This is a genomic window from Mucilaginibacter sp., assembly GCF_028288225.1.
Lineage (GTDB): Bacteria > Bacteroidota > Bacteroidia > Sphingobacteriales > Sphingobacteriaceae > Mucilaginibacter.
In genome coordinates this window covers 39,471-60,594 of record NZ_JAQBOC010000060.1, presented here as the reverse complement: position 1 = coordinate 60,594, position 21,124 = coordinate 39,471, and the positions used below count along the sequence as shown (strand labels likewise).

At 41.0% G+C, this 21,124-nt stretch carries 17 protein-coding genes; 9 read left to right on the top strand and 8 right to left on the bottom strand.

The window, feature by feature from the left end; all coding sequences use genetic code 11:
- The first annotated feature begins 79 nt into the window (after positions 1 to 79).
- Together JWQ54_RS18385 and JWQ54_RS18380 are read left to right on the top strand one after the other, a co-directional pair.
- Positions 80 to 841 (top strand): NYN domain-containing protein, encoded by a 762-nt coding sequence (locus tag JWQ54_RS18385; protein WP_299587757.1) that lies wholly within the window; start codon positions 80 to 82, stop codon positions 839 to 841.
- Positions 838 to 3,693: a hypothetical protein gene (locus tag JWQ54_RS18380; RefSeq protein WP_299587755.1), complete on the top strand. Its 2,856-nt coding sequence runs from the start codon at positions 838 to 840 to the stop codon at positions 3,691 to 3,693. Before JWQ54_RS18385 ends, JWQ54_RS18380 begins: the two co-directional genes overlap by 4 nt.
- A 3-nt stretch (positions 3,694 to 3,696) precedes the next feature.
- Here JWQ54_RS18380 and JWQ54_RS18375 read toward each other — a convergent pair whose 3' ends face one another.
- Complete coding sequence (locus JWQ54_RS18375; RefSeq protein WP_299587753.1) at positions 3,697 to 4,356, bottom strand: phosphatase PAP2-related protein; 660 nt, start codon at positions 4,354 to 4,356, stop codon at positions 3,697 to 3,699.
- A 142-nt stretch (positions 4,357 to 4,498) separates the two neighbouring features.
- Between JWQ54_RS18375 and JWQ54_RS18370 the strand changes: the two genes are divergently transcribed.
- From JWQ54_RS18370 to JWQ54_RS18360, 3 genes are all read left to right on the top strand, one after another.
- Positions 4,499 to 4,924, top strand: coding sequence for a MerC domain-containing protein (locus JWQ54_RS18370; protein WP_299587751.1), 426 nt, complete (start codon positions 4,499 to 4,501; stop codon positions 4,922 to 4,924).
- Positions 4,925 to 5,049: 125 nt separating this feature from the next.
- Positions 5,050 to 5,484, top strand: a complete 435-nt coding sequence (locus tag JWQ54_RS18365) for a Fur family transcriptional regulator (RefSeq protein ID WP_299587749.1) — start codon at positions 5,050 to 5,052, stop codon at positions 5,482 to 5,484.
- Positions 5,485 to 5,527: 43 nt separating this feature from the next.
- Positions 5,528 to 6,349: an N-acetylmuramoyl-L-alanine amidase gene (locus JWQ54_RS18360; protein ID WP_299587747.1), complete on the top strand. Its 822-nt coding sequence runs from the start codon at positions 5,528 to 5,530 to the stop codon at positions 6,347 to 6,349.
- Between the two features lie 67 nt (positions 6,350 to 6,416).
- On the opposite strand, the gene JWQ54_RS18355 is transcribed toward JWQ54_RS18360, so the two are convergent.
- The 3 genes from JWQ54_RS18355 to JWQ54_RS18345 form a co-directional block, all read right to left on the bottom strand.
- A complete protein-coding gene (locus tag JWQ54_RS18355; RefSeq protein ID WP_299587745.1) occupies positions 6,417 to 7,994 on the bottom strand; it encodes a hypothetical protein in 1,578 nt (525 codons plus the stop codon).
- 3 nt (positions 7,995 to 7,997) lie between these two features.
- Positions 7,998 to 8,870 carry an ABC transporter ATP-binding protein gene (locus JWQ54_RS18350; RefSeq protein ID WP_299587742.1) on the bottom strand — a complete coding sequence of 291 codons (873 nt, stop codon included), beginning with the start codon at positions 8,868 to 8,870 and terminating at the stop codon, positions 7,998 to 8,000.
- 175 nt (positions 8,871 to 9,045) lie between these two features.
- A complete protein-coding gene (locus JWQ54_RS18345; protein WP_299587739.1) occupies positions 9,046 to 10,671 on the bottom strand; it encodes a hypothetical protein in 1,626 nt (541 codons plus the stop codon).
- A 517-nt stretch (positions 10,672 to 11,188) separates the two neighbouring features.
- Here JWQ54_RS18345 and JWQ54_RS18340 point away from each other — a divergent pair.
- Together JWQ54_RS18340 and JWQ54_RS18335 are read left to right on the top strand one after the other, a co-directional pair.
- Positions 11,189 to 11,734, top strand: a complete 546-nt coding sequence (locus JWQ54_RS18340; protein WP_258138145.1) for a peroxiredoxin — start codon at positions 11,189 to 11,191, stop codon at positions 11,732 to 11,734.
- 68 nt (positions 11,735 to 11,802) lie between these two features.
- The gene (locus JWQ54_RS18335; protein ID WP_299587736.1) at positions 11,803 to 12,387 is read left to right on the top strand and encodes a carboxymuconolactone decarboxylase family protein; all 585 of its coding nucleotides are present in this window, start codon (positions 11,803 to 11,805) and stop codon (positions 12,385 to 12,387) included.
- Between the two features lie 131 nt (positions 12,388 to 12,518).
- On the opposite strand, the gene JWQ54_RS18330 is transcribed toward JWQ54_RS18335, so the two are convergent.
- A complete protein-coding gene (locus JWQ54_RS18330; protein WP_299587733.1) occupies positions 12,519 to 13,445 on the bottom strand; it encodes a Nif3-like dinuclear metal center hexameric protein in 927 nt (308 codons plus the stop codon).
- Positions 13,446 to 13,728: 283 nt separating this feature from the next.
- On the opposite strand from JWQ54_RS18330, the gene JWQ54_RS18325 reads away from it, so the two are divergent.
- Positions 13,729 to 16,719: a glycosyl hydrolase family 28-related protein gene (locus JWQ54_RS18325; protein ID WP_299587731.1), complete on the top strand. Its 2,991-nt coding sequence runs from the start codon at positions 13,729 to 13,731 to the stop codon at positions 16,717 to 16,719.
- A 171-nt stretch (positions 16,720 to 16,890) separates the two neighbouring features.
- Positions 16,891 to 18,015, top strand: a complete 1,125-nt coding sequence (locus JWQ54_RS18320) for a glycoside hydrolase family 18 protein (RefSeq protein ID WP_299587729.1) — start codon at positions 16,891 to 16,893, stop codon at positions 18,013 to 18,015.
- Between the two features lie 108 nt (positions 18,016 to 18,123).
- Here JWQ54_RS18320 and JWQ54_RS18315 read toward each other — a convergent pair whose 3' ends face one another.
- From JWQ54_RS18315 to ptsP, 3 genes are all read right to left on the bottom strand, one after another.
- Positions 18,124 to 18,882, bottom strand: a complete 759-nt coding sequence (locus JWQ54_RS18315) for a 6-phosphogluconolactonase (RefSeq protein WP_299587726.1) — start codon at positions 18,880 to 18,882, stop codon at positions 18,124 to 18,126.
- Positions 18,883 to 19,149 carry an HPr family phosphocarrier protein gene (locus JWQ54_RS18310; protein WP_299587724.1) on the bottom strand — a complete coding sequence of 89 codons (267 nt, stop codon included), beginning with the start codon at positions 19,147 to 19,149 and terminating at the stop codon, positions 18,883 to 18,885. It lies immediately after the preceding gene.
- Between the two features lie 265 nt (positions 19,150 to 19,414).
- The gene (gene ptsP / locus JWQ54_RS18305) at positions 19,415 to 21,121 is read right to left on the bottom strand and encodes a phosphoenolpyruvate--protein phosphotransferase (RefSeq protein ID WP_299587721.1); all 1,707 of its coding nucleotides are present in this window, start codon (positions 21,119 to 21,121) and stop codon (positions 19,415 to 19,417) included.
- Between the last annotated feature and the right edge of the window lie 3 nt (positions 21,122 to 21,124).

Sequence of the window (21,124 nt, the reverse complement as noted above, 5' to 3'; positions counted from 1 at the left end):
AAAATGATAGGGTAACCAACCTTCGTTTTTCCACTCCGTTGCAAATGTTTGCAAACTATAAACTATAAAAGCGTGTAATATGGATATGATCAAAGATCTGAGACTTGCCGTTTTAATTGATGCAGATAATGTTCCTTATGCAAATGTGAAGCAAATGTTCGAGGAAATTGCAAAATATGGGACGCCAACTTTTAAAAGGATCTATGCAGACTGGACAAGGCCAACAGTATCGGGCTGGAAAACCGTTTTGCTGGAGAATGCTATAACGCCTATACAGCAATACAGCTATTCTACAGGTAAAAATTCAAGCGATAGCGCAATGATAATTGATGCTATGGATATTTTATATTCAGGAAAGGTTGATGGTTTTTGTATAGTATCAAGTGATAGCGATTTTACGCGCCTTGCGATAAGATTGAGAGAAGCAGGGATGAAGGTTATTGGTATTGGTGAGAAAAAAACACTTATCCCGTTTATTACTGCCTGCGATAAGTTTATTTATATTGAAATTTTAAAAATGGACGAATCTGTGCCTGATGAAGAAAGGAAAGTAAGGTCGTCGAAAAAAAGAGGATCATCCAAAAGCATACCGATAGATAAGATTGGCCAGGAGCTGGTAAAGCTTGTAAAAGATAGCATAACAGATTTGGGGGACGAAAATGGCTGGGCCTATTTAGGTAACCTTGGCACACAGATCTTAAAAAAGAAACCCGATTTCGACTCCAGGAATTATGGATATCCTAAAATGCTTCCGCTTATAAAAAGCTTAAATAAATTTGAATTTGACGAAAGGGAATCAGGTAAAGGGAATATAAAACATGTATATGTTAAAATAAAGTGAATATTAAAACCTTATTATACGGGACATTAAACATTTTTGGCCCTGGCCTTGTATTTTTACTATTGTTTAGCACGGCATCGGCACAAGTTATTACCAAACCCGATATGGTTAAGCTTACTGCTGCTGCTGACTTATTCAGAAACCAAACAGCGGTTGAAAAACTTTATTTCCAATTCGATAAACCTCACTATGCCGTTGGCGATACAATTTGGTTTAAAGCTTACCTGCTTAATGCCGCCGCCTATCTTACACCATCAGTTAAAAGCGGCATATTATATGCGGAATTGGTAAACGACAGCAACAAGGTAGTACAACGGATGATGCTGCCTGTAGCACATGGCTTAAGCTGGGGTAATATAGGGCTCGATGCAAAGACCATAACCGAAGGTGGCTACACCTTCAGGGCCTATACCAACTGGATGCGAAACTTTGGCGAAGTTTATGTTTTTAAACAAAGGTTTTATATTGCAAATCCATCCGCAAATAATTGGCTGGTAAACAACCGGTTTAGTTTGAATAAGGAAAACGGCATTGAAAAGGTTAAGCTTAAGTTGCAATTTAACCGGTTTAACCAGGAGCCTGCAATTTTAAAAGACCTGGAATTAAACGTATTTGACGGTACAAAAAAATGGTACAAAAGCAAAGCGCAAACCAAGCTGGATGGAACTATTGATGTTGATTTCGCTCTAAAAACCCCATCAAAAAAACTCACCATAATAGTGCACGAAACAGGCAATGCCGGTGATAACCATACGGTAATTGTTCCTATAAACATAAACCGGCCCGAAAATACCGATCTGCAGTTTATGCCCGAAGGTGGCGCATTGATAACTGGTTTGCCTGCCCGCGTAAGCTTTAAGGCAATTGGCGAAGATGGCAAGCCGGTTGATGTTGAAGGCGCGGTTTATGACAGTCATCAACAACAAATTGCCGGGTTTAAGTCAACGCATAAGGGAATGGGAACTTTTGATATGATACCGGCAGCGGGCGAAATTTATACTGCAAAAGTAGCCTTGCAAAACGGGATTGTAAAAACATATAACCTGCCTGCAGTTCAAAGCGTTGGTACAAGTTTAAAAATAAGGCAGGTTGAAGGCTCCGATTCATTATCAATAACTATTGCCGGTGCACAGGCAAGCGGGAGCTATTATTTAACAGGACAGGCCAATGGTGTGGTTTGTTATGGCGCTATAGTAAACCTTGAAAACAACTCGGTAAAAAGTAAAATACCCACCTCGGGGTTCCCAACCGGCATCGCACGTTTCACCTTATTGAATGCAACCCGGCAGCCGTTAAATGAGCGCATGGTTTTTATTAATCATCATGATTTTTTGAAGATTGACGTGCAACCCAATAAGCCCGCTTATGCAGCAAGAGATAGCATCTCCCTGCAAATAAATATTATCGATAGCGATGGGGGCCCGGTAAGCGGCAGCTTTTCAATCGCGGTAACAGATGATTCGCAAGTGAAAATTGATAGCATCAACACAAATAACATTATCAGCAATTTGCTGCTTACATCGGATTTAAAAGGAAATATTGAAGACCCTGGCTATTACTTTCAGCAGGATGCGGATGGCAGCATTAAACAACAATTAGATAACCTGTTGTTAACCCAGGGATGGATTGGATATGATTGGAAGGATATACTTGCCCCGGCAAGACAGCGGGCGTTCATAGCCGAAAAAGAATTTGTTATAAACGGCCGGGTATCAAATGTGTTTAACAAGCCGGTAGCAAATTCGCATGTGCTGCTGTTTTCAAAAAAACCGCCGTTGTTAATTGATTCTGTAACCAATAACGAAGGGCGCTTTAGCATCCACAATGTTATACCCTTAGATACCCCAATTTATATGTTACAAGCCCGGAATAGGCGGGGCACGAGCTTTAATGTTGATTTAAAGGTAGATGAATTTAAGCCGCCTTTATTTGCTGCGACAGGCGAAGCGGCGGCCCCATGGTATGTTAATAGCGATACCAGCATAATGAATTATATAAAAGGAAGTATAGTAAACAAAACTGCAAAAGACAACTACAATGGCAGCGGGCATATATTAAAGGAGGTGAAGGTTACCGCCAAAAAGTTTATTAAGGATTCGCAAAACCTTAACGGGCCGGGCAATGCCGATGTGGTTATTGATGAAAAAGACCTGGAAAAGGCAGGTAAGAAAACATTTTTGGATTTATTGAAGGAAAGAGTTGAAGGGTTTCATGAGGGATTTTTCCTGTTTCTTGGTGGATCAAGGGGTAAACATGATCTGATGTTGTTTGGTTTTGTAACTGACGGGGCCGGAGATTCTGGCCGCGGCAATTGGTATTTTATACATGACAGACCAATAAAAATAATTGTAGATGGGGTGCCACTTTCAAAAGTTTATGCATTAAGAGAATTTAGGGATCTCAACACTTATTTAACCACCCATTCGGCAGAGGATGTTAGAGGCATAGAGGTTAATATTACATCAAAATATACTATGAAATATATCCCAATGGATGCCCCTGCCACTTTAAGCATGGCCGATGTTGCTTTTGTTGAGATAACTACACGCGCCGGCAGCGGGCCTTCAATGCCTTATACCCCCGGAACGTACTTGTTTAAACCGATGCCTTTCAGCTTGCCAAAGCAGTTTTATGAGCCAAAATATACGGTAAAAAATAAAGATACATCAGCTAAAGATTTCCGTTCAACTATATATTGGAGGCCAAATTTAGTGGTCGATAAACAAGGAAAAGCCACCGTGTCATTTTTCTCATCAGACAAGGCCGGAAGCTATACCATAATTATAGAAGGGACGGATATAAATGGGAACCTGGGAAGCTATAGAAGAAAAATAAATTTATCCGGTAAATAATGCCTAACTACGCAGAAAAGGACTGATTATGCTAATTTCCTTGTCTAAAAACTTTCGGGTTAAACGATAACATATATAGGTAATTCCTGGGGAAGCTAAAATATCAATAGAGTAATGGATATGCTGTATCACTAATAAGCAGGCTATGACAATAGTTGCCAAAAAGGCTAATATTTTATCATTCCTTTTTTCGAGGCATAAAAATATTAATGTAAGCGTGGCTATATGGCCCGAGAAAAAAAGGTCTTTAGTTATAAGTGCCTGGCCATAAAAAATGCCGGTTAAAGGATCAGTTAATGGGATCAGTCCAGCTGGTGGTGCCAGTGGTACAATGCTTATAGTGATAAAACGGGTTATGGTTATAGGAATAAGCGCCCAGCAGTAAATTATGTAAATAGATGGCTTGTACAAGGCCCTGTATAGTATAAGCAATGCCATTCCCCAAATAATGGTGAAAATTAGCACGGAAACATTGTAGGATGGAACCGCAGCTAAAACAGGATCGTTTATAAAGGTACCTTGTCTTTTTTCAATATATCCAAAAAAAAGTGGCATAGTAAAGACCACAGACAGCATAATTACTGTGCCTATTATAATTAGTCGGCGGTTATAGGTTAATTTCCAGGTTTCTTTCCAAATGTTTTGTAATGGTGTTGTTGGCATAGGCGGACAGCATTAACTTTCGCGTTGGCAAAAGTAATAATTGATAAACTATTAGAAAACTTTAAAGTAATATTAAATTAACATGACAAAAAATATGGCCTTTTAAATGCAATTGTGTTGCATTTGTTATTACCTTTGCAAAATGAATCATCCAAAGCATTCTACCAAGCTTGATAACATGGGCATGACAGCTTCAATATTATGTGCTGTTCATTGTGCTGTAGTGCCCTTTTTAATTACCAGCTTGCCATTGCTGGGCTTAGGGTTTTTAGCCAACCCATGGGTGGAGTGGAGTATGATAATTTTTGCCTTATTTATAGGCGTTTATGCTATTGGTCTTTCCTATTTTCGCTCGCATCACCGTATTTTGCCTATGATTTTGCTTGTGGGAGGTTTTTTAATAATAATTATCGGTCATTTATATGTAACTAACTGGCGCGAAGCTATTATTGTGCCTTTTGGTGGTTTATTGATTGCTACGGCGCATTTTTTTAATTACAAGTACACAACCATCTGCAGAGCTGATAATACCTTGTTTCATTTAAAGCACAGCCACCCGCATAAGTAAAGTAAGTAGCCTTAAGTCTAGAGTCCAAAGTCAGATTTTTACTTAAGACTCAAGACTACTGACTTAGGACTTAAATTATGTTTTATTCTTTTTAACTTTGCAATTGTAAATTATTTAATATTTCAATGATTCACACCCATAATAAAAATTTTGAAGGCCTGCTTGAAAAGCATCATTTAAAGAAAACAGGACCGCGCCTTAAGGTGTTATCCATGTTATCGGCAAAGAATGTGGCAACTTCGCAGCCTGATTTGGAAGGTGTGATGAGCGATATTGATCGTGTTACTTTATACCGGATACTAAGCGCATTCGAAGAAAAAGGCATTATTCATAAGGTGTTTGATTTAAACGGAACTGCAAATTATGCCATGTGCTCACCGGCTTGCGGCGAAGATCATCATCATGACGAACACTTGCATTTTAATTGCACCAACTGTAAAAATGTATATTGCTTAGACGAGCTTAATTTACCGGAAATAAAACTTCCCAGGGGTTTTAAACCGCAGGGCTTTACTTTATATGCAACCGGACTTTGTCCCAAATGCAACAAACCAGCGTAAAACAGATTGAAACAAATTGGTTATTGCACGCTTATCTATCTTAATGATCAGGAACGCTAAACGCTTAAATGTACTTAGACCGCTTACCCTGTTTTTATTTTTCATATTAACATCTTTTACTGTTGACGATGAACTGCCTGAATCATCTTTTAAATTCAGAACGGTTGTAATTGATGCAGGGCACGGCGGGAAAGATCCGGGGGCTCATGGTTCATACTCCTTCGAAAAAAATGTAACGTTAGCAATAGCCAAAAAAGTAGAACGCCTGCTTAAAAAAAACATGCAGGATGTAAACGTAGTAATGACCCGTACTACCGATAAGTTTGTTGAATTAAATAAACGGGCTAAAATTGCTAACCAAATAAATGCCAACTTATTTATTTCCATTCATTGTAATTCATCTCCGGAAGGGACAGCAAAAATTGCCCATAAAGAAAAAGGTGTAATGCTTTTGGTATATGGCTTTCACCGTAAAGAGGAGCAGATGGAGGCCCTGCGTGAGAATGCCTCTATCTACATAGAAAAAGACTACAAAAAAAACTATGCGGGGTATGACGAAAAGGACCCTGCCTCAATGATTATTTTAAATACATTTATGCAAAAATACCGCAAACAAAGTATCCTGTTTGGCGATCTTTTGAATGATCAGTTTAAAAATAATGATGGCCGCAAAAGCCGCGGGGTTAAGGAACAAGGTGTTTTGGTTTTGGCCCATAGCGCAATGCCCGCCGTATTGGTTGAAACGGGTTACATAAATAATAATATTGAAGAAAAATATTTGAATTCTGAAGACGGGCAGAATGCAATAGCCAGCTCAATAGTAAGGGCAATTAAAATTTATCGTAAAGGGATAGGCGCCCGTTAAAACAATCCAGATATTAATTTAATACAGAATTGATAATTATTCTCAATTACCCTGAAAAGTGATCCGTTTACAAATGCCTAACCTGGTAACTCCTAACCGCAAAACTTACCGCACCTAAAAATATATTCAATGCCAATACTATTGTTATAAAGCCCAGGTGCGAATCATGCTGCATTCCACCTAAATAATCAGCCGGTGGTATTTTTTCAATAACAGCATAAGTAAGCATAAAAAATATGATCTCGTATAGTTTCTTGCCGCCGCTTAAAATTCCAAGGCAAACTGCTAACAGCACAATAAATACAGCTCCGTTAATAATGTTGATAATGGAATAAAAATTCGCTGCTATAAGATACCGGAGCAGTACCGGCAATGTTAATACTATTGACATTATAATACCGGCAAGTAATTGAGCGGGCAGCATCCGCTGTAGTGGTTTGTATGACGAATAGGTAAAATAATGCAGCCTGTTCGTTTTTTCCTTGGTAGCCAGGTCCGACCAGCGGGTAACCTGTAAAAATAATAATACAGGTAACAAATAAGCGTGGGCAATGTTTAACGGAACGAACAGCATGCTTAGCCCAAGCCCGCCGTTTATAAACCAAAACCATTTTGGCCCCTTGCGGATCAATAACAACAACTCAATTTTAATAAATGGAAATATAGCATAATCAGCAACAACCGGGGGCAGGGATGCCAGGTTGATGCTTACAGGAGCTGATCTTAATACTTGGGTTAGATCTGCAGATGCTGAAACTTTATTCTTTTTACTTACCGATTGTTTAAAATCAAAGCGGTGGAAGAAGAAGGATGAAAAATAAACAATACCAAAAGCAATGCAGATCCATAATAAACGGCTTAAAAAGAAAATGCCTGTCCAGCTGACGCCATTCCATTCAAAGGTTTTAAATGCGTGTTTGGCACCAAAAACAAAACCAAGGGACACATCTTTAATATTTTCATGAAACTGCGTGTTTACCTTGTCTTTAATGCTGTTGGTCATAACGCGCACACCAAACGGATCTATAAAAACTGCTACGGTATTGTTTTTCTGCCCATTTACATTGGCCATTATAATGCCGAATAGAAAAATGAAAAGGATGTATTGCAGAATATTCTTCCGGCCTAAAAAAACCTCGGCAACTATGGCCAGGGCCGAGATGGTAAATAATGCTGGTAATGCAAAAAAGATATAAGGAGCTATAAAATCGCCAATTATAAAAGGATAGCCGCTGCTTCGTACAAAAAACATAGCAATGCTAACCACGAACGTGATTGCTGCAATGGTAAGCAACACTAAAAAATTGCTGAACAATTTGCTTAGCAGGTATCCAAAGTTGGTAATAGGCGTGGTTGCTATTATCAAACCAACTTCGGTATCTATATCCTTTTTAATGCCGCTATTTATTAAAAAGAACCCATATAACGAGAGCATGATGGCTGTCATCATTGCCGAAACATAGCCTACCCATGCCGCGTTAAAAACGCCCTTGTAACCAACCATGGATAACGTGGTATAAGAAGCTGTTGGAGGCGGTACAAAAGAGTAGGCCCCATAAATTGTAATGGCAAGTGTTATTAAAAAGGAATAGCTGCGCGTGCGCTGCAAATAGTCGGCCTTTATTATGCTGTAAATGTATCTCACTGCTTAGGCTTTGTTTTGTGTTAAAAACAAATAAGCATCTTCTAAAGTAGCGTTTACAGCAACAGAAGCTGTTTCAGGCTTATTGTTTTTGGTAATGTACCGCACCTTTGTAAGTTCTTTCTGGCGGCTGGTATCAATAACCAGGTGTTTAGCTTTTAAGGCGGTAAGGTCATTGCTGTTTAGTACGGTTTCAAATACCTTGCCTTCAACCAATTTAATAATATCGGGCTGCATGCCTTTTTCAAGCAGTGTTCCGTGTTGCATAATAGCCACTTCATCGGCAATTGCCTCAATATCTGATACAATGTGTGATGAAAGAATAATAATACAATCGCTGGCCATGTCGGATATCAGCTGCCGGAACCTTACCCGCTCTTCAGGATCAAGCCCCACAGTGGGTTCGTCAAAGATCAGCACTTTAGGATTGTTAAGCAGGGCTTGGGCAATCCCTATGCGCTGTTTCATTCCCCCCGAATAGGTTCCTATGGGGCGTTTTGCATCTGCAGTTAGGTTAACACCATCAAGCAGCATATCTATCCGCTTGCGTAAGGCGGTGCCACCAACACCTTTAAGTGCTGCTATATATTCTAAAAACTCGTAAGCATTCAGATTTGGGTAAACACCAAAATCCTGAGGCAGGTAGCCAAGGATTTTACGAATTTTATCGGGATTGTTAATGATATCCTCGCCATCCAAAAAAAGCGTACCTGCGGTAGGTTTGCTAATGGTGGCGATAATTTTCATCAGGGTTGATTTACCGGCGCCGTTTGGGCCAAGCAAACCTAAAATTCCTTTATCTATAGTAATAGAATAATTGGATAACCCTGTTTTATGTTTGTTATATTGTTTGGTAAGATTTTGAATTACTAAGGCCATAATGGTTTTATATCCCTGTGAGATGCTGAATATGGTATAAGGTTACAGTTGTGCGGAAAAATAGAATCAAGAAGTCAAGAATCAAGATGCAAGATAAAGAGGTACGGCATCAGAAAGGGCAAAACAGTCTTCCTTTTTATCTTGATTCCTGACTTCTTGATTCTTGTCTCTTTCCTCAGCTCCAATTAAAATCAACCTCCCTGTCATTCAATTTCCATTTGGCCGGGAATGGATTTGTCAGCCAATCCAGTGGCTCGCCAATGGGTTGTGTTTTGGCAGCTTTGGCCAAACATTCTTTAATAAAGCTTTTTTGCTCAGCGCCTAATGCTTCAGGCTGTGCGGATATAAATAAAGGAGCGCTGCTTTCGGCAAGTAGTTGCATCCATTGTTTGTTCTTTTCCCACGGAATATCGGTGGTTAAGCCAACGCAGTCGCCATCTACCGCATAAAAAGCATTATGCTGCGGTAACCTAAAGCCCATGGTATTTACACCCATTTTACGCGTGCGGGCCCATTCTTTACCACTGGTATCGTCCCCAATCCGGTTAAGTTCAAATTGACCTGCAGACAGGTGGCTCATGGTATTACAGCCTATTACATAAATGTTTTCGCCTGCCGCTTCGCGGATTGAACGGTAAAGATGGTTGATAACTTCGGCTGTTGTTTTGCTCTTATCATAAAAGCTCCAACCGGGCGCAGTGAAGCTGTCCTTCATCTCAAATCCCCACCTGCCACTTATGTCATTAGTAGTATAATCATGCTTTACCATCTCAAATCCCCACTCTTTATACACATCAAAGTAATACTTAATGCGTTCTATGTTTTCGGGGATAGTTGGATCGAGTAAAGGACTTTTAGGGTCGTTCCTGCCGGGGATCTTTGGAAGCAGCAGGCTGGCTTTTTCATCATGCCTGGCACATAAAGGGCGGATCCATAAACCCGGACGCATTCCCAGCTTTTTAATTTCATCGCCCAGCGCATGCATATCCTTAAACTTGTCGTTCGGTTTTGAGTAAGTTTCGTTCCAACCGCCATCACCAGGCAATAAGGGTGAATATTCAGCCCATCCTGCATCAACTACTGAAAATGGACGGTTATTGATATCCGTTACCAGTTCGGCCATCATTGCAGTAGTTTCTCTTATCAGCTTCGCTGAATTATTTCCGTAAGCATAATACCAGTCATTTATCCCATAAACAGGCTGCTTGGGCAGGCGGGGCTTATCGCACATCAGCTTACAAAACCTGCGGGCCGTAGCAAATGGGTTTTCAGTTGCGGTGCTTTCTGTAGTTACAATATCGGCAGCATGCAATTTACGTGCGCCTAACTGGACGCCTGATCCGCCTGAGTGGGTATCAAGGATCAATTCCAGGCTATCAGGATTAACAGCCCACCAGCAAATAGTATTGGCTCCGGTTTTAACACCAAAGCAGGCCGTATGCTTATCATCATTTAATAATACATACCATGGATTTTTAATATTACTGTCAGGAGATTTCCATGCCATGTCGCCATAAGTACGTTCCCAATGATCGCCTAATACTTTTGACGATGCATTTGTTTGATGCTTCCATTTTAGGCGGACCCCCGTTAAGGCCATTGAGGGCGATCGGATATATACCCCGCTTGCATTACCGTTTGTTTTTATGTTCACTTCAATATCCTTATAAGTAAATCCGCTGCCTGACGGCTTTAGCTGAAACCATTCTGCGCCCGCTTGTCCCCAAACCTCATCAGGATTATTCATTAAAGCGGTATCGCCACTTGCGTAAGTGATCCGGCTAAATAATAGAGCAGCCATGGTAGTGGCAGAAAGTTTTACAAAATTGCGTCTGTGCATAAAATTGATAATAAAGCTTGTTCTGGTCTTAATTTAAATCAGCCAGACAAAAAGATAAAACAGTTGTGATTGGTAAAAGTAGGTTTTTACCGTTTTATATTCAATTAAACACGAACGAATTATAGACAGAAAAACTAATAAAGTAAGAATTACAATTTATTTTAAAAACCATTTATTGCGCAAGCACTTGCAGCATTTATATTTTTTTAATGGAAGCCAGGAAAAAAATATTTTTACAAAATGGCCCCTGCGGACACGTTTTAAATTTAAAACTAATTGTGCCTTTCACAATTCTAAGCGGCTCTTTTTTTAAATAAGTGAATTGTTTAGCTATAAAAGCCGTCTTTTTATTATATTGATAAAAATGATTATAAAAGCGATTGATTATAGATATAACTTATATTATATAAATAATTTATATAATGCCACCTCTTTAAAAGTGGTATATTTGCAATGAAAATTTAAAAACATTATTAATATGCTAACTATAGGTCAAAAATTCCCTCAGTTTTCTAAAACAGCTGTTGTAAGTATTGAAAAAGGAAAAGAGTTTGAAACGATCACTTCAGATTTTCTTGTAAATGAAGATAACGTTTGGACAGTAATGTTCTGGTGGCCAAAGGATTTTACTTTTGTATGCCCTACCGAAATTGCCGAGTTCAATAAAAGCTACGGTGAGTTCCGCGACCGCGACACCCGTTTAATTGGTGCTTCAACTGATACTGAATTTGTACACGCTGCCTGGAGAAGAGATCATGCGGATCTGCGCGATCTTAAATTCCCGATGCTTGCTGATACTTCAAAATCATTAGCTGAAGAGCTTGGTATATTAGAGCCAAACGAAAAAATTGCTTACCGTGCTACCTTTATTATCGATCCTACTGGCATTATCCGTTGGGTTTCTGTAAATGATTTAAGTGTAGGCCGTAACGTTAAAGAAGTTTTGCGTGTACTTGATGGTTTACAGACCGACGAGCTTTGCCCTTGCAACTGGGTTAAAGGCGAAGAAACTATTACTGTTTAATTAATTAAAATATATGGTCCCCGTATTTAATAAATGCGGGGATTTTTTATACAATAAATTCTAAAAAAATGAATGAATCCACTGAGATAATAACCGAGTTGCTGCAAAGCCTGGGCTTCGATACCACTTATCGCACTAACAGCCTCACCCTGCTCGAAAACGGCGAATCGCGCTACCTGCGCGACTTGAAGCTGAATTTTACAAGCACGCTTACATCTGAACATTTGAGCGCAAAAGAATGTGCCCTGCTTGGCCTTTCAACCGCTATTAATAACAATAATACATTGCTGGCAACATTTTTTGCCAAATATGCTGAAGAACAGGAAGCTACTGCTGCCGAAATTGGCGAAGCGGTGGGTTGCGCATCATTACTGGCATCAAACAATATCTTTTACCGTTTCCGTCATTTTACGCAAAAGGAAAAGTATACACAGATCCCCGCCCGGATCCGGATGCAGCTAATGATGAAGCCCGTAACCGGGAAAGAATTTTTTGAGCTGATGAGCCTTGCCATTTCTGCAGTTAATGGCTGCGAAATGTGTGTAAATGCTCATGAAGATTCTCTTATAAAATTGGGTACAACTGAAGAGCGGATCTTTGATGCGGTTAGAATTGCATCACTGGTAACTGCTACCGGAAAGGTTGTGTTTTAAATAATTTGCCCACAGGCCTGCGACTTGTGCTGGTATATTAGGCCCTTCAGGTCGGGAGAGCCGCTATTCAAAGTCCTGAAAGGGCGAAATCCATTAGCGTAGGTCGCAGGCCTACGCTATTCGGGACGTTTTTACATAAACGATAAAGAGTTCCCCGGTTTTACACGAGTAGCTTTAACAGAAGGTACATTCTTTTTAAGCCAGCTCAGCATAAATTCCGAGCCTGCATCTTCGCTGGCTATATGGCCAAGCACCACCAGTGAAATTTTATCACCTTTCGCCCTTGCATCGCGCACATATTCGGCGGTTTCCCATTCCGCTATTTCACCACAGATCAATACATCGGGCTTTACCTGGGCTATACCCTGGATCTGTCGTTGTCCGCCCGCAGACCCCGGCATAAATAAAACCCGGGTGCATGATTGCACCGGATCGCCAATGTATCTTACCTTTTCAATGCCCAGCCTTTCTTTTACATAACCAACCAGGTTCTTTAATGAAGTTGCAGGCATGGTAAGGATATTAGGGATTTTTTTATCGGCATATTTTTGCCATTGCAATTGATCAAGCACGCCTTGGGTAACACCATCCGGAACCATGCGGTGAATATAATCGTGGTTCCGCCATACGGCAATGTTATGTTGTTTAAGCAGCGCGGCTTTGTATTTATAAACCTCATCATTTTGCAGCCAGCCGGTGTCATCAAGGTGGTTATAAAAAGTAGGTTCATGAGCGATAATAAAATTAGCGCCCAGGTCAACCGCCTTCCTGATCACCTCAATGGTTGCAAACATGGCCGTAACTATCCCGGTTACCTTTGTGTCCCTGCTTCCGGATTTTAAAGTATCAACCGTAGTAGTTAAAGCCCCGCCCGGCACTTGTTTAATAAACAGATCCATAATTTGACCCACCGTGTAAGATTCATCCATATTAAGAAAACCCGATGCCTTATTTACAAGCGGTGCAAGCAGTAAAACGCCGGTAGTTTTTACAGTATTAACAAAAAAATTTCTCCGGTTAATTGCCGGGTAATTTAGTCGGGTAGGTTTATCACTCATGATCTTTATTTTAGTTTAAATGTAAAACATTATTCAATAATTATTAAGCCTGATTCTTTTTTTAGTGGAATTACAGGGGTTTGAACCAGATGTTTTACCCTGGTAGTAGTAAAGTAGTGTGTAAATAATAGCATTGAACATAGCTGTGGATTAGATTTGCGGGAGGTTTAAACTTAATTTATGTTTCTGTAACAATTACCTGTACGTGAACAATGATACAGTTACAGATGGTACATTTAAAAAATAAACCAGACCTAAATAACATTCATCTGCACCAATAAAAATGAAGAAGAATATTTTAATAGCTATAGCTATTTTATTAACGCAAACTGTTTGTTTCGGCAGAGCTTTCACCAATGATAAGGACAACGGGGGTAAGTCTGTTTACCAGGCCAGGTTGGATGATGCGGACGCGGTTTATTTTACGCCTGAAAAGTTCAATATAAAGGCTGATGGAAAAACAGATGTCTCAGCAGCTTTGCAGCAGGCAATTGCCGAAGTGAAAACCAAGTATAATTTCGGTGTTCTTTTTATCCCCGAAGGGAAATACCTGGTCTCTAAAACTATATATATCCCAACAGCGGTGCGGTTAATTGGCTATGGCAAAAACCGCCCACAAATTATTCTTGCAAAAAATGCTCCCGGTTTCCAAACGGCAGATTCAACCGATAAAGGGAAAGCTAAATACATGTTTTGGTTTGTGAGCAGCCTTTCAAAACCTGGTGAGCCGCTTCATGATGCCGGAGCATCAACCTTTTACAGTGCCATAAACAATATCAACCTAAAAATAGAGGACGGCAACCCTGTTGCTGTTGCCATGCGCGCCCATTTTGCCCAGCATAGCTTTGTAGGAAATGTTGATGTAAACATTGGCAACGGAAAGGCCGGGATGTTTGACGTGGGTAATGCAATGAATAACGTACGTTTTTTTGGCGGACAATACGGTATTTATACTACCAAGCCTTCACCAGGCTGGCAGTTTATGATGGTTGATACCTATTTTGAGGGACAACGTGAAGCAGCGATAAAAACACAGGAAGGCGGACTAACCATAGTTAGAATGAATGTTAAAAATGTGCCAACCGTAATCAGCATCAACCCAAATTATCACGAAAAACTATTTATGGAGAATTGCCGGTTTGATAAGGTGAGCGGCCCGGCAATTATTATCAGTAACGGGGAAAATGCGTTTAATCAGATCAGTCTGAAAAATATTGATTGCCGGAATGTGCCGGTATTTGCCAGCTATCGCCGAAGCGGAAAACAAACTGCCGGTACTGGCACCATGTATAAAGTAAAAAGATTTATTGATGGCTTGCAGATGGACAGCCTTAATGCCGACCCGGTTTATAAAACCATCAATGATGTTGAGCCTTTATCTGTTTTCCCGGAGCCTGTTAAAAAAGATATTCCCGAGCTGCCTGCTATAAATACATGGGTGAATTTGAAAACCCTTGGTGCTAAAGGTGATGGCACTACTGATGATACACAAATAATTCAGGATGCTATTGATAAATATGCAACCATATATGTGCCACAGGGTTGGTATCGCGTTAGCGAAACTATTAAGCTAAAACCAAATACTGTTCTTATTGGCTTAAACCCAATTGCTACCCAGTTTTTAATTGCTGACAATACTCCTGCTTTTGGTGGTTTTGGCGGACCGAAAGCATTACTGGAAAGTGCAAAAGGCGGACAGAACATGGTTACCGGTATTGGGCTTTCAACAAATGCGGATAATCCGCGGGCAGTCGCTTGTAAGTGGATGTCGGGCGAAAATTCTATTTTAAACGATGTGAAATTTATTGGCGGTCATGGCGGCTTAGAGCGGCCTGTTAAACAATCTGAGCCAAAAAAAGAGCGGACGGGGATCTATAGTAAAGGCTATAACGGTGCGGACCCCTCATGGGACACGCAATACTGGAGCCTTTGGGTAACTGATGATGGCGGCGGTACTTTTATGAATATCTGGACTGCTAACACCTACGCTACCAATGGCGCTTATTTTTCAAATACATCAACCCCAAGCCATGTTTATGCACTGTCGGTTGAGCACCATGTGCGAAACGAAGTAAGATTCAATAATGTATCCAACTGGAATGTGTACGCCCTGCAACTGGAGGAAGAAAGCCGGGAGAGCACAGAATGCCAGCCGCTGGAAGTGGAGAATTGCAGCAATATGGTGTTTGCCAACTTGTATACCTTTCGGGTTATCCGGGTTAATAAACCTGCACCTTACGCCATCCGCGAATGGGGTGGCAAAAATATCGAGTTTTTAAATGTGCACAATTACAGCCAGATAAAGTATACTACCACAAACCCATTGTATGACATTAACAGCGATACCGAGGTACGACCATGGGAGTTTGCGAGATTGTTAATTGACGATAATAATCCAGGGCCATCTGCCGGTAAAATAACGCGGCTGGCTACCGGCTTTGAATTTGCGAATGGGATTTGTACAGATAGTAAGGGCAATATTTATTTCAGCGAACAGCGCATGAAAAGGATCTATAAATGGTCGGCAAGTACCCGTACAATTAGTCTTTTGGCTGATTACCCGTGGGAACCATTATCATTAGCCTGCGATAAAAATGATAACCTGCTGGTTGTTTTTAAATATGTGCCAAAGCCGGGTTTCCTTGTAAACGGCAAGCCCGAGGAATTTAAAAACCCGCCCGATGCATCGGGCACTTCATTCAGCGGCTGGGGAAATTCGGGCTTTGGAACTTTAGTTTATTCCATCGACCCAAACAACCCGGACGAGACTATTCAACTGCTGAAAAAGGAGCCGATGGGCAGTGTTAACCCGGTTTATAAAGCGCTTTATCCTGCGCATAGATGGAGGGACTACCATGATTTTAATACTATATCGGTGGCTAAGGCCACAGAGTGTTTTGTGGCGCCTGATGGGGTGACCATTATCCCCGTGGTTTATGACCTCGCACGTTCAACCGCCCTGGCCCAGGCTTATCCAGGCAAAGCGCTTTACACCACAGACGAATATGATAAAAGAACAGTAAGCCTAAATGTAAGTCCTGAAGGCTATGTATCCGATTTGAAATATTTTGCCGAACGCGGAGAGTTTGACACTGCAATAGATGACCAGGGTAATGTATACATAGCCGATGGGCAGATCTACGTTTACAATCCTGCCGGCAAACAAATAAATATTATAAAAGTACCTGAAAGGCCAACATCATTAACTTTTGGTGCAAATAAGACGCTTTATGTTACAAGCCATAATTCGGTATTTGAGGTGAAGGTGGATTAGGTAATTGATTAATTTATTAAAAAGGGGACAAAAGAGGGTGTCATGCTGAGGCGCTCGAAGCATGCGGGCAAAGGCCTCTACGCGCGTCGCCCTTCGACAAGCTCAGGATGACACCCCGCGCATTCGATTTATTTATGTTAACATGAATTTCTAATTATTAGATACCAAAATATGAAACAATTAAAATTAGTAGCAGCTTTATCGTTATACTTAACCATAAGCCTCTCCGCAATTGCTCAACCCAAAAAGCACGTTATCATCGGTTACGTTGGCGGTTATCGTGGACTGATTGATACCAGCATGGTAAATGCAAAAAAGCTCACACACATTAACTATGCTTTTGTGAACGTGAAAGACAACCGGGCATGGCTCACCAATATTAAAACCGATACCATCAACTTTAAAAACCTGTTGAAGCTGAAAAAGATTAATCCTGACCTGAAAATCCTGATCTCAATAGGCGGATGGGCATGGAGCAAGAATTTTTCGGATGCGGTGCTTACGGATACTTCACGCAATGCTTTTGCAGCCAGTGCAGTTGAGATCGCCCGGAAATATAATTTGGATGGTGTCGATATAGATTGGGAGTACCCGGATAATATTGGCGACGGCAATGTTTACCGGCCGGAAGACAAACAGAATTTTACGCTGATGTTTAAGGCGATAAGGAAAGAACTGGATCAACTGGAAAAGGAAACCGGCAAAAAACTATTTCTTACCGCAGCGGTAGGTGGCTTTAAACGGTTTACAGAGCATACCGAAATGGATAAAGTAGCCAAATACTTGAATTATGTAAACCTGATGACCTATGATTATTTCCAGGATAGTTTGGGCATAGCGGTACATCATACCAACCTGTACGCTTCCAAAAAATATAATACCATGGATAATGCAGCAAAGGCTGTAGATGATTTTATAGCCGCCGGTGTGCCTGCAAAAAAGCTGGTTATGGGTATGGCGTTTTATGGGCGATCATCGCGGGTTATTGATACCACTGCAAATGGCCTTGGCACAAAAACCGATGGTAAAATGCGGGCCGGCGGTTTTACTTTTATAAAAGACAGCCTGGTAACCAATAGCAGCAAAGGCTTTAAATATTATAGAGATTATGATGCTGCCGCACCGTATCTGTTTAACTCCTTAACACGGCAATTTATTTCTTATGAAGATGAATGGTCAATAAAAAGCAAGTGCGATTATGTGAACAAAAAAGGGATGGCCGGGGCAATGTTTTGGGAATACAGTGACGATAAAAAAGAGTATTTATTGAATGAGATTAATAAAGATTTGAAGTAAGTCCGAAAGTCGGGAAAGTCCGGAAGTCCGAAAGAAAAAATGGAGTCATTGCGGAGGATGAAGTATTAGATTTGACAACTTTTTTAAAGTTGTCAAATCTCCCAATGGCTACCAGTTATAATTCCTCCTTTTAGCATATTCCGCAATCCTGGTTCCCGCATCGGCATCCAGCAGGATTTCGCAATTTGGGTGCAGCTGCACTACGGATGCCGGGATATCCGTTGTTACCGGGCCAAGAATAGCCTGTTCAATAATATCAGCTTTGTGGGCTCCTTTCGCTATGAGGATCAATTTACGGGTGTGCATAATATTTTTTACACCACGAGTTAAGCCACCTAATTCAGTTTCTGGTGGCACTTGCGTTTCACGGCGTACACGGGCCTCAAAGTCAGGATCCATTGGCGATACCCAGGTTTCACTTTCAAACGGTGTACCAGGCTGGTTAATACCTATGTGGCCATTGCTGCCGATACCCAGCATCTGCAGATCGGCGCCACCACGCTCGGCAAGACGCTTTTCAAATAGAATACTCTCTGCTTCAAAATCATCCGACAGGGTAGGTGGCATAATAAAGTTTTCTTCAGAGATGCCTAACGGGCCGGCAATCTGGTTCAGGATCATAGTGTAACAGCTGCCTGCATATTCTCTTGAAAGATTGGTAAGCTCGTCCACATTAAACAGTGTTATACCCGAAACATCAAACGGATATTGCTTAAAAATTTCAGATACAACGCGGTGCATGCCGATAGTAGTTTGCCCGGTTGAAAGGCCGATCACTGAATTGCGTTTTTCCAGCATCTGCGCAATAATGCGCCAGGCTGCGGTTATATCAAATTCCTGTTCGGTTTTTGTAATGGTAATTTTCATTTATAGATCTTTTAACTGTTCTGTAAAAAATTGGTTGATAGCTGCTGATGCTATGGTTTCATCCTCGCCTTCTATAATAACGGTGATGGTTTCCCCGCCTTTTATTGTCAGGGATAATATATTAAGCATGCTGTTAAGCTTTACGGTTTTCCCAGCCTTTTGAAGGCTGGTTGTTGATTTAAAACCTTTGGCAAGCCTTATTAATGTAGTTGCCGGGCGGGCGTGTAAACCTTGCGGGGCCAGTATTATATAGTCTTTAGTTATCATTTGTTGTTTCTTTTCGTCTTCGCAGGCTCTCCTGAAAGACCCTGCGCCGCGTGCTAAGTATTAAACTATGCATTAAACCTTGTATTTTCCTCCTATTAACATCATCCAGCGCAGGGTCCTCTGCGAGAGACCCTGCGGGGACAAGACGGGATGTCATCCTGAGGCACTCGAAGGATGAGCGCAGTGGCCTGTCCGCTTGCTAAGCCTGACGCAAAGGCCTTTGCCCGCATGCTTCGAGCGCCTCAGCATAACAACCCCCTTTTGTTTATCCTTGTATTATCCCTTTCAAATATTCCAAAATATCCTCCGAACTATCCATCTCAATTACATTTTTATATACCTGTTTTGCCTTTAGTTTGCTGCTATTAACAATAATGCTTTTTATTTCGGGGATAGCAGCCGCACTCATAGAAAACTCCCTTAACCCCATTCCTAATAATAGCAGTGTTGCCAATGGATCTGAGGCCATTTCGCCGCACATGCCAACGTGAATGTTATGCTTCTGACCCTGCTCAATTACAAAGCTGATGAGCCTTAATACACCGGGATTAAATGGATCATAAAGGTGGCTTATCTTTTCGTTCATTCGATCCACAGCCAGGGTATACTGACAAAGGTCATTTGTACCGATGCTGAAGAAATCCACTTCTTTAGCCAGCAGGTCGGCAGTAATGGCTGCAGATGGGACCTCTATCATAATCCCCGTTTTGATTGCTGCATTAAATGAAATATTATTCTGTGATAATTCTGCTTTTGCTTCCGCCAAAATGCTTTTTGCCGATCTGATCTCTTGTATGTTTGAGATCATCGGGAACATGATCTTTAAATCGCCAAATACCGATGCCCTTAAAATGGCTTTAAGCTGTGTTATGAAAAGATCTTTCCTATCCAAACAGATCCTGATTGCCCGGTAACCTAAAAAAGGATTAAGCTCGGTGGGAAGATTAAAATAAGGGAGGTACTTATCGCCTCCAATATCAATAGTGCGTACAATAACCGGCTTGCCTTTGGCTCGCAGCGCAGCCTTTTTATAAAATTCAAATTGTTCATCTTCCGTTGGGAAGGCATCCCGGTTCATGAACAGGAGTTCGGTACGTAACAGACCTACGCCTTCTCCGCCGTTATCAAAAACACCCTCAAAGTCTTCAGCGCCCGAAATATTGGCAGATAACATTACCTGCACGCCATCTGTTGTAATAGCAGGCACATCTCTTAGGGCTTTCAGGCTATTGGCACGCTGCTTAAATGCATCTCTTTTTATTGTATATTCTTTAAGCTGTTCCTGGTTTGGATTAATAAATACTTCGCCTTTTAGTCCATCTAAAATAATAACATCATTATTTTTTACGCTGATCAAATCCACGCTACAACCAACAACTGCCGGGATACCTTTTGCTTTGGCAATAATGGCAGTGTGCGATGTTTTGCTTCCCATCTGCATAGCAAAACCAATTACCCTGCTTACATCCATTGTGATGGTATCTGACGGGGAAAGGTCTTCTGCTATGATAATAGTATCCGGTTCAAATTTATTGTTCCCCAAAGTTTGACCATTAAGATTTTTTAAGATCCGGTTTCCAATATCCTGCACGTCGGCAGCGCGGGCGCGCATATATTCATCGTCCATGCTTTCAAAAAGCTGTACAAAAACTGCAATAACTTCTAATACGGCATCATTTGGGTTTTTATATTCAGTCTCAATTTTCTCAACTACACCTTCCCTTATCTCCGGATCACCTAATAATTCAATTTGTGTTTCGAGAATAGCAATGTCATCATCAGAAAGAGATGCATTATTTTTGATTGCCTCAACTTCATTAATGGCATCGCTTATGGCCATGTCAAAGCGTTCAATACCTGCTTGTATTTCTGCCGGATCGTTCAACAGAATGCCCGTTAGCGCGGCTTCTTTTTTTTGAATTACGAAAGCTTTCCCTATTGAAATACCCGGTGAAACGCCAATTCCTTTCATCTT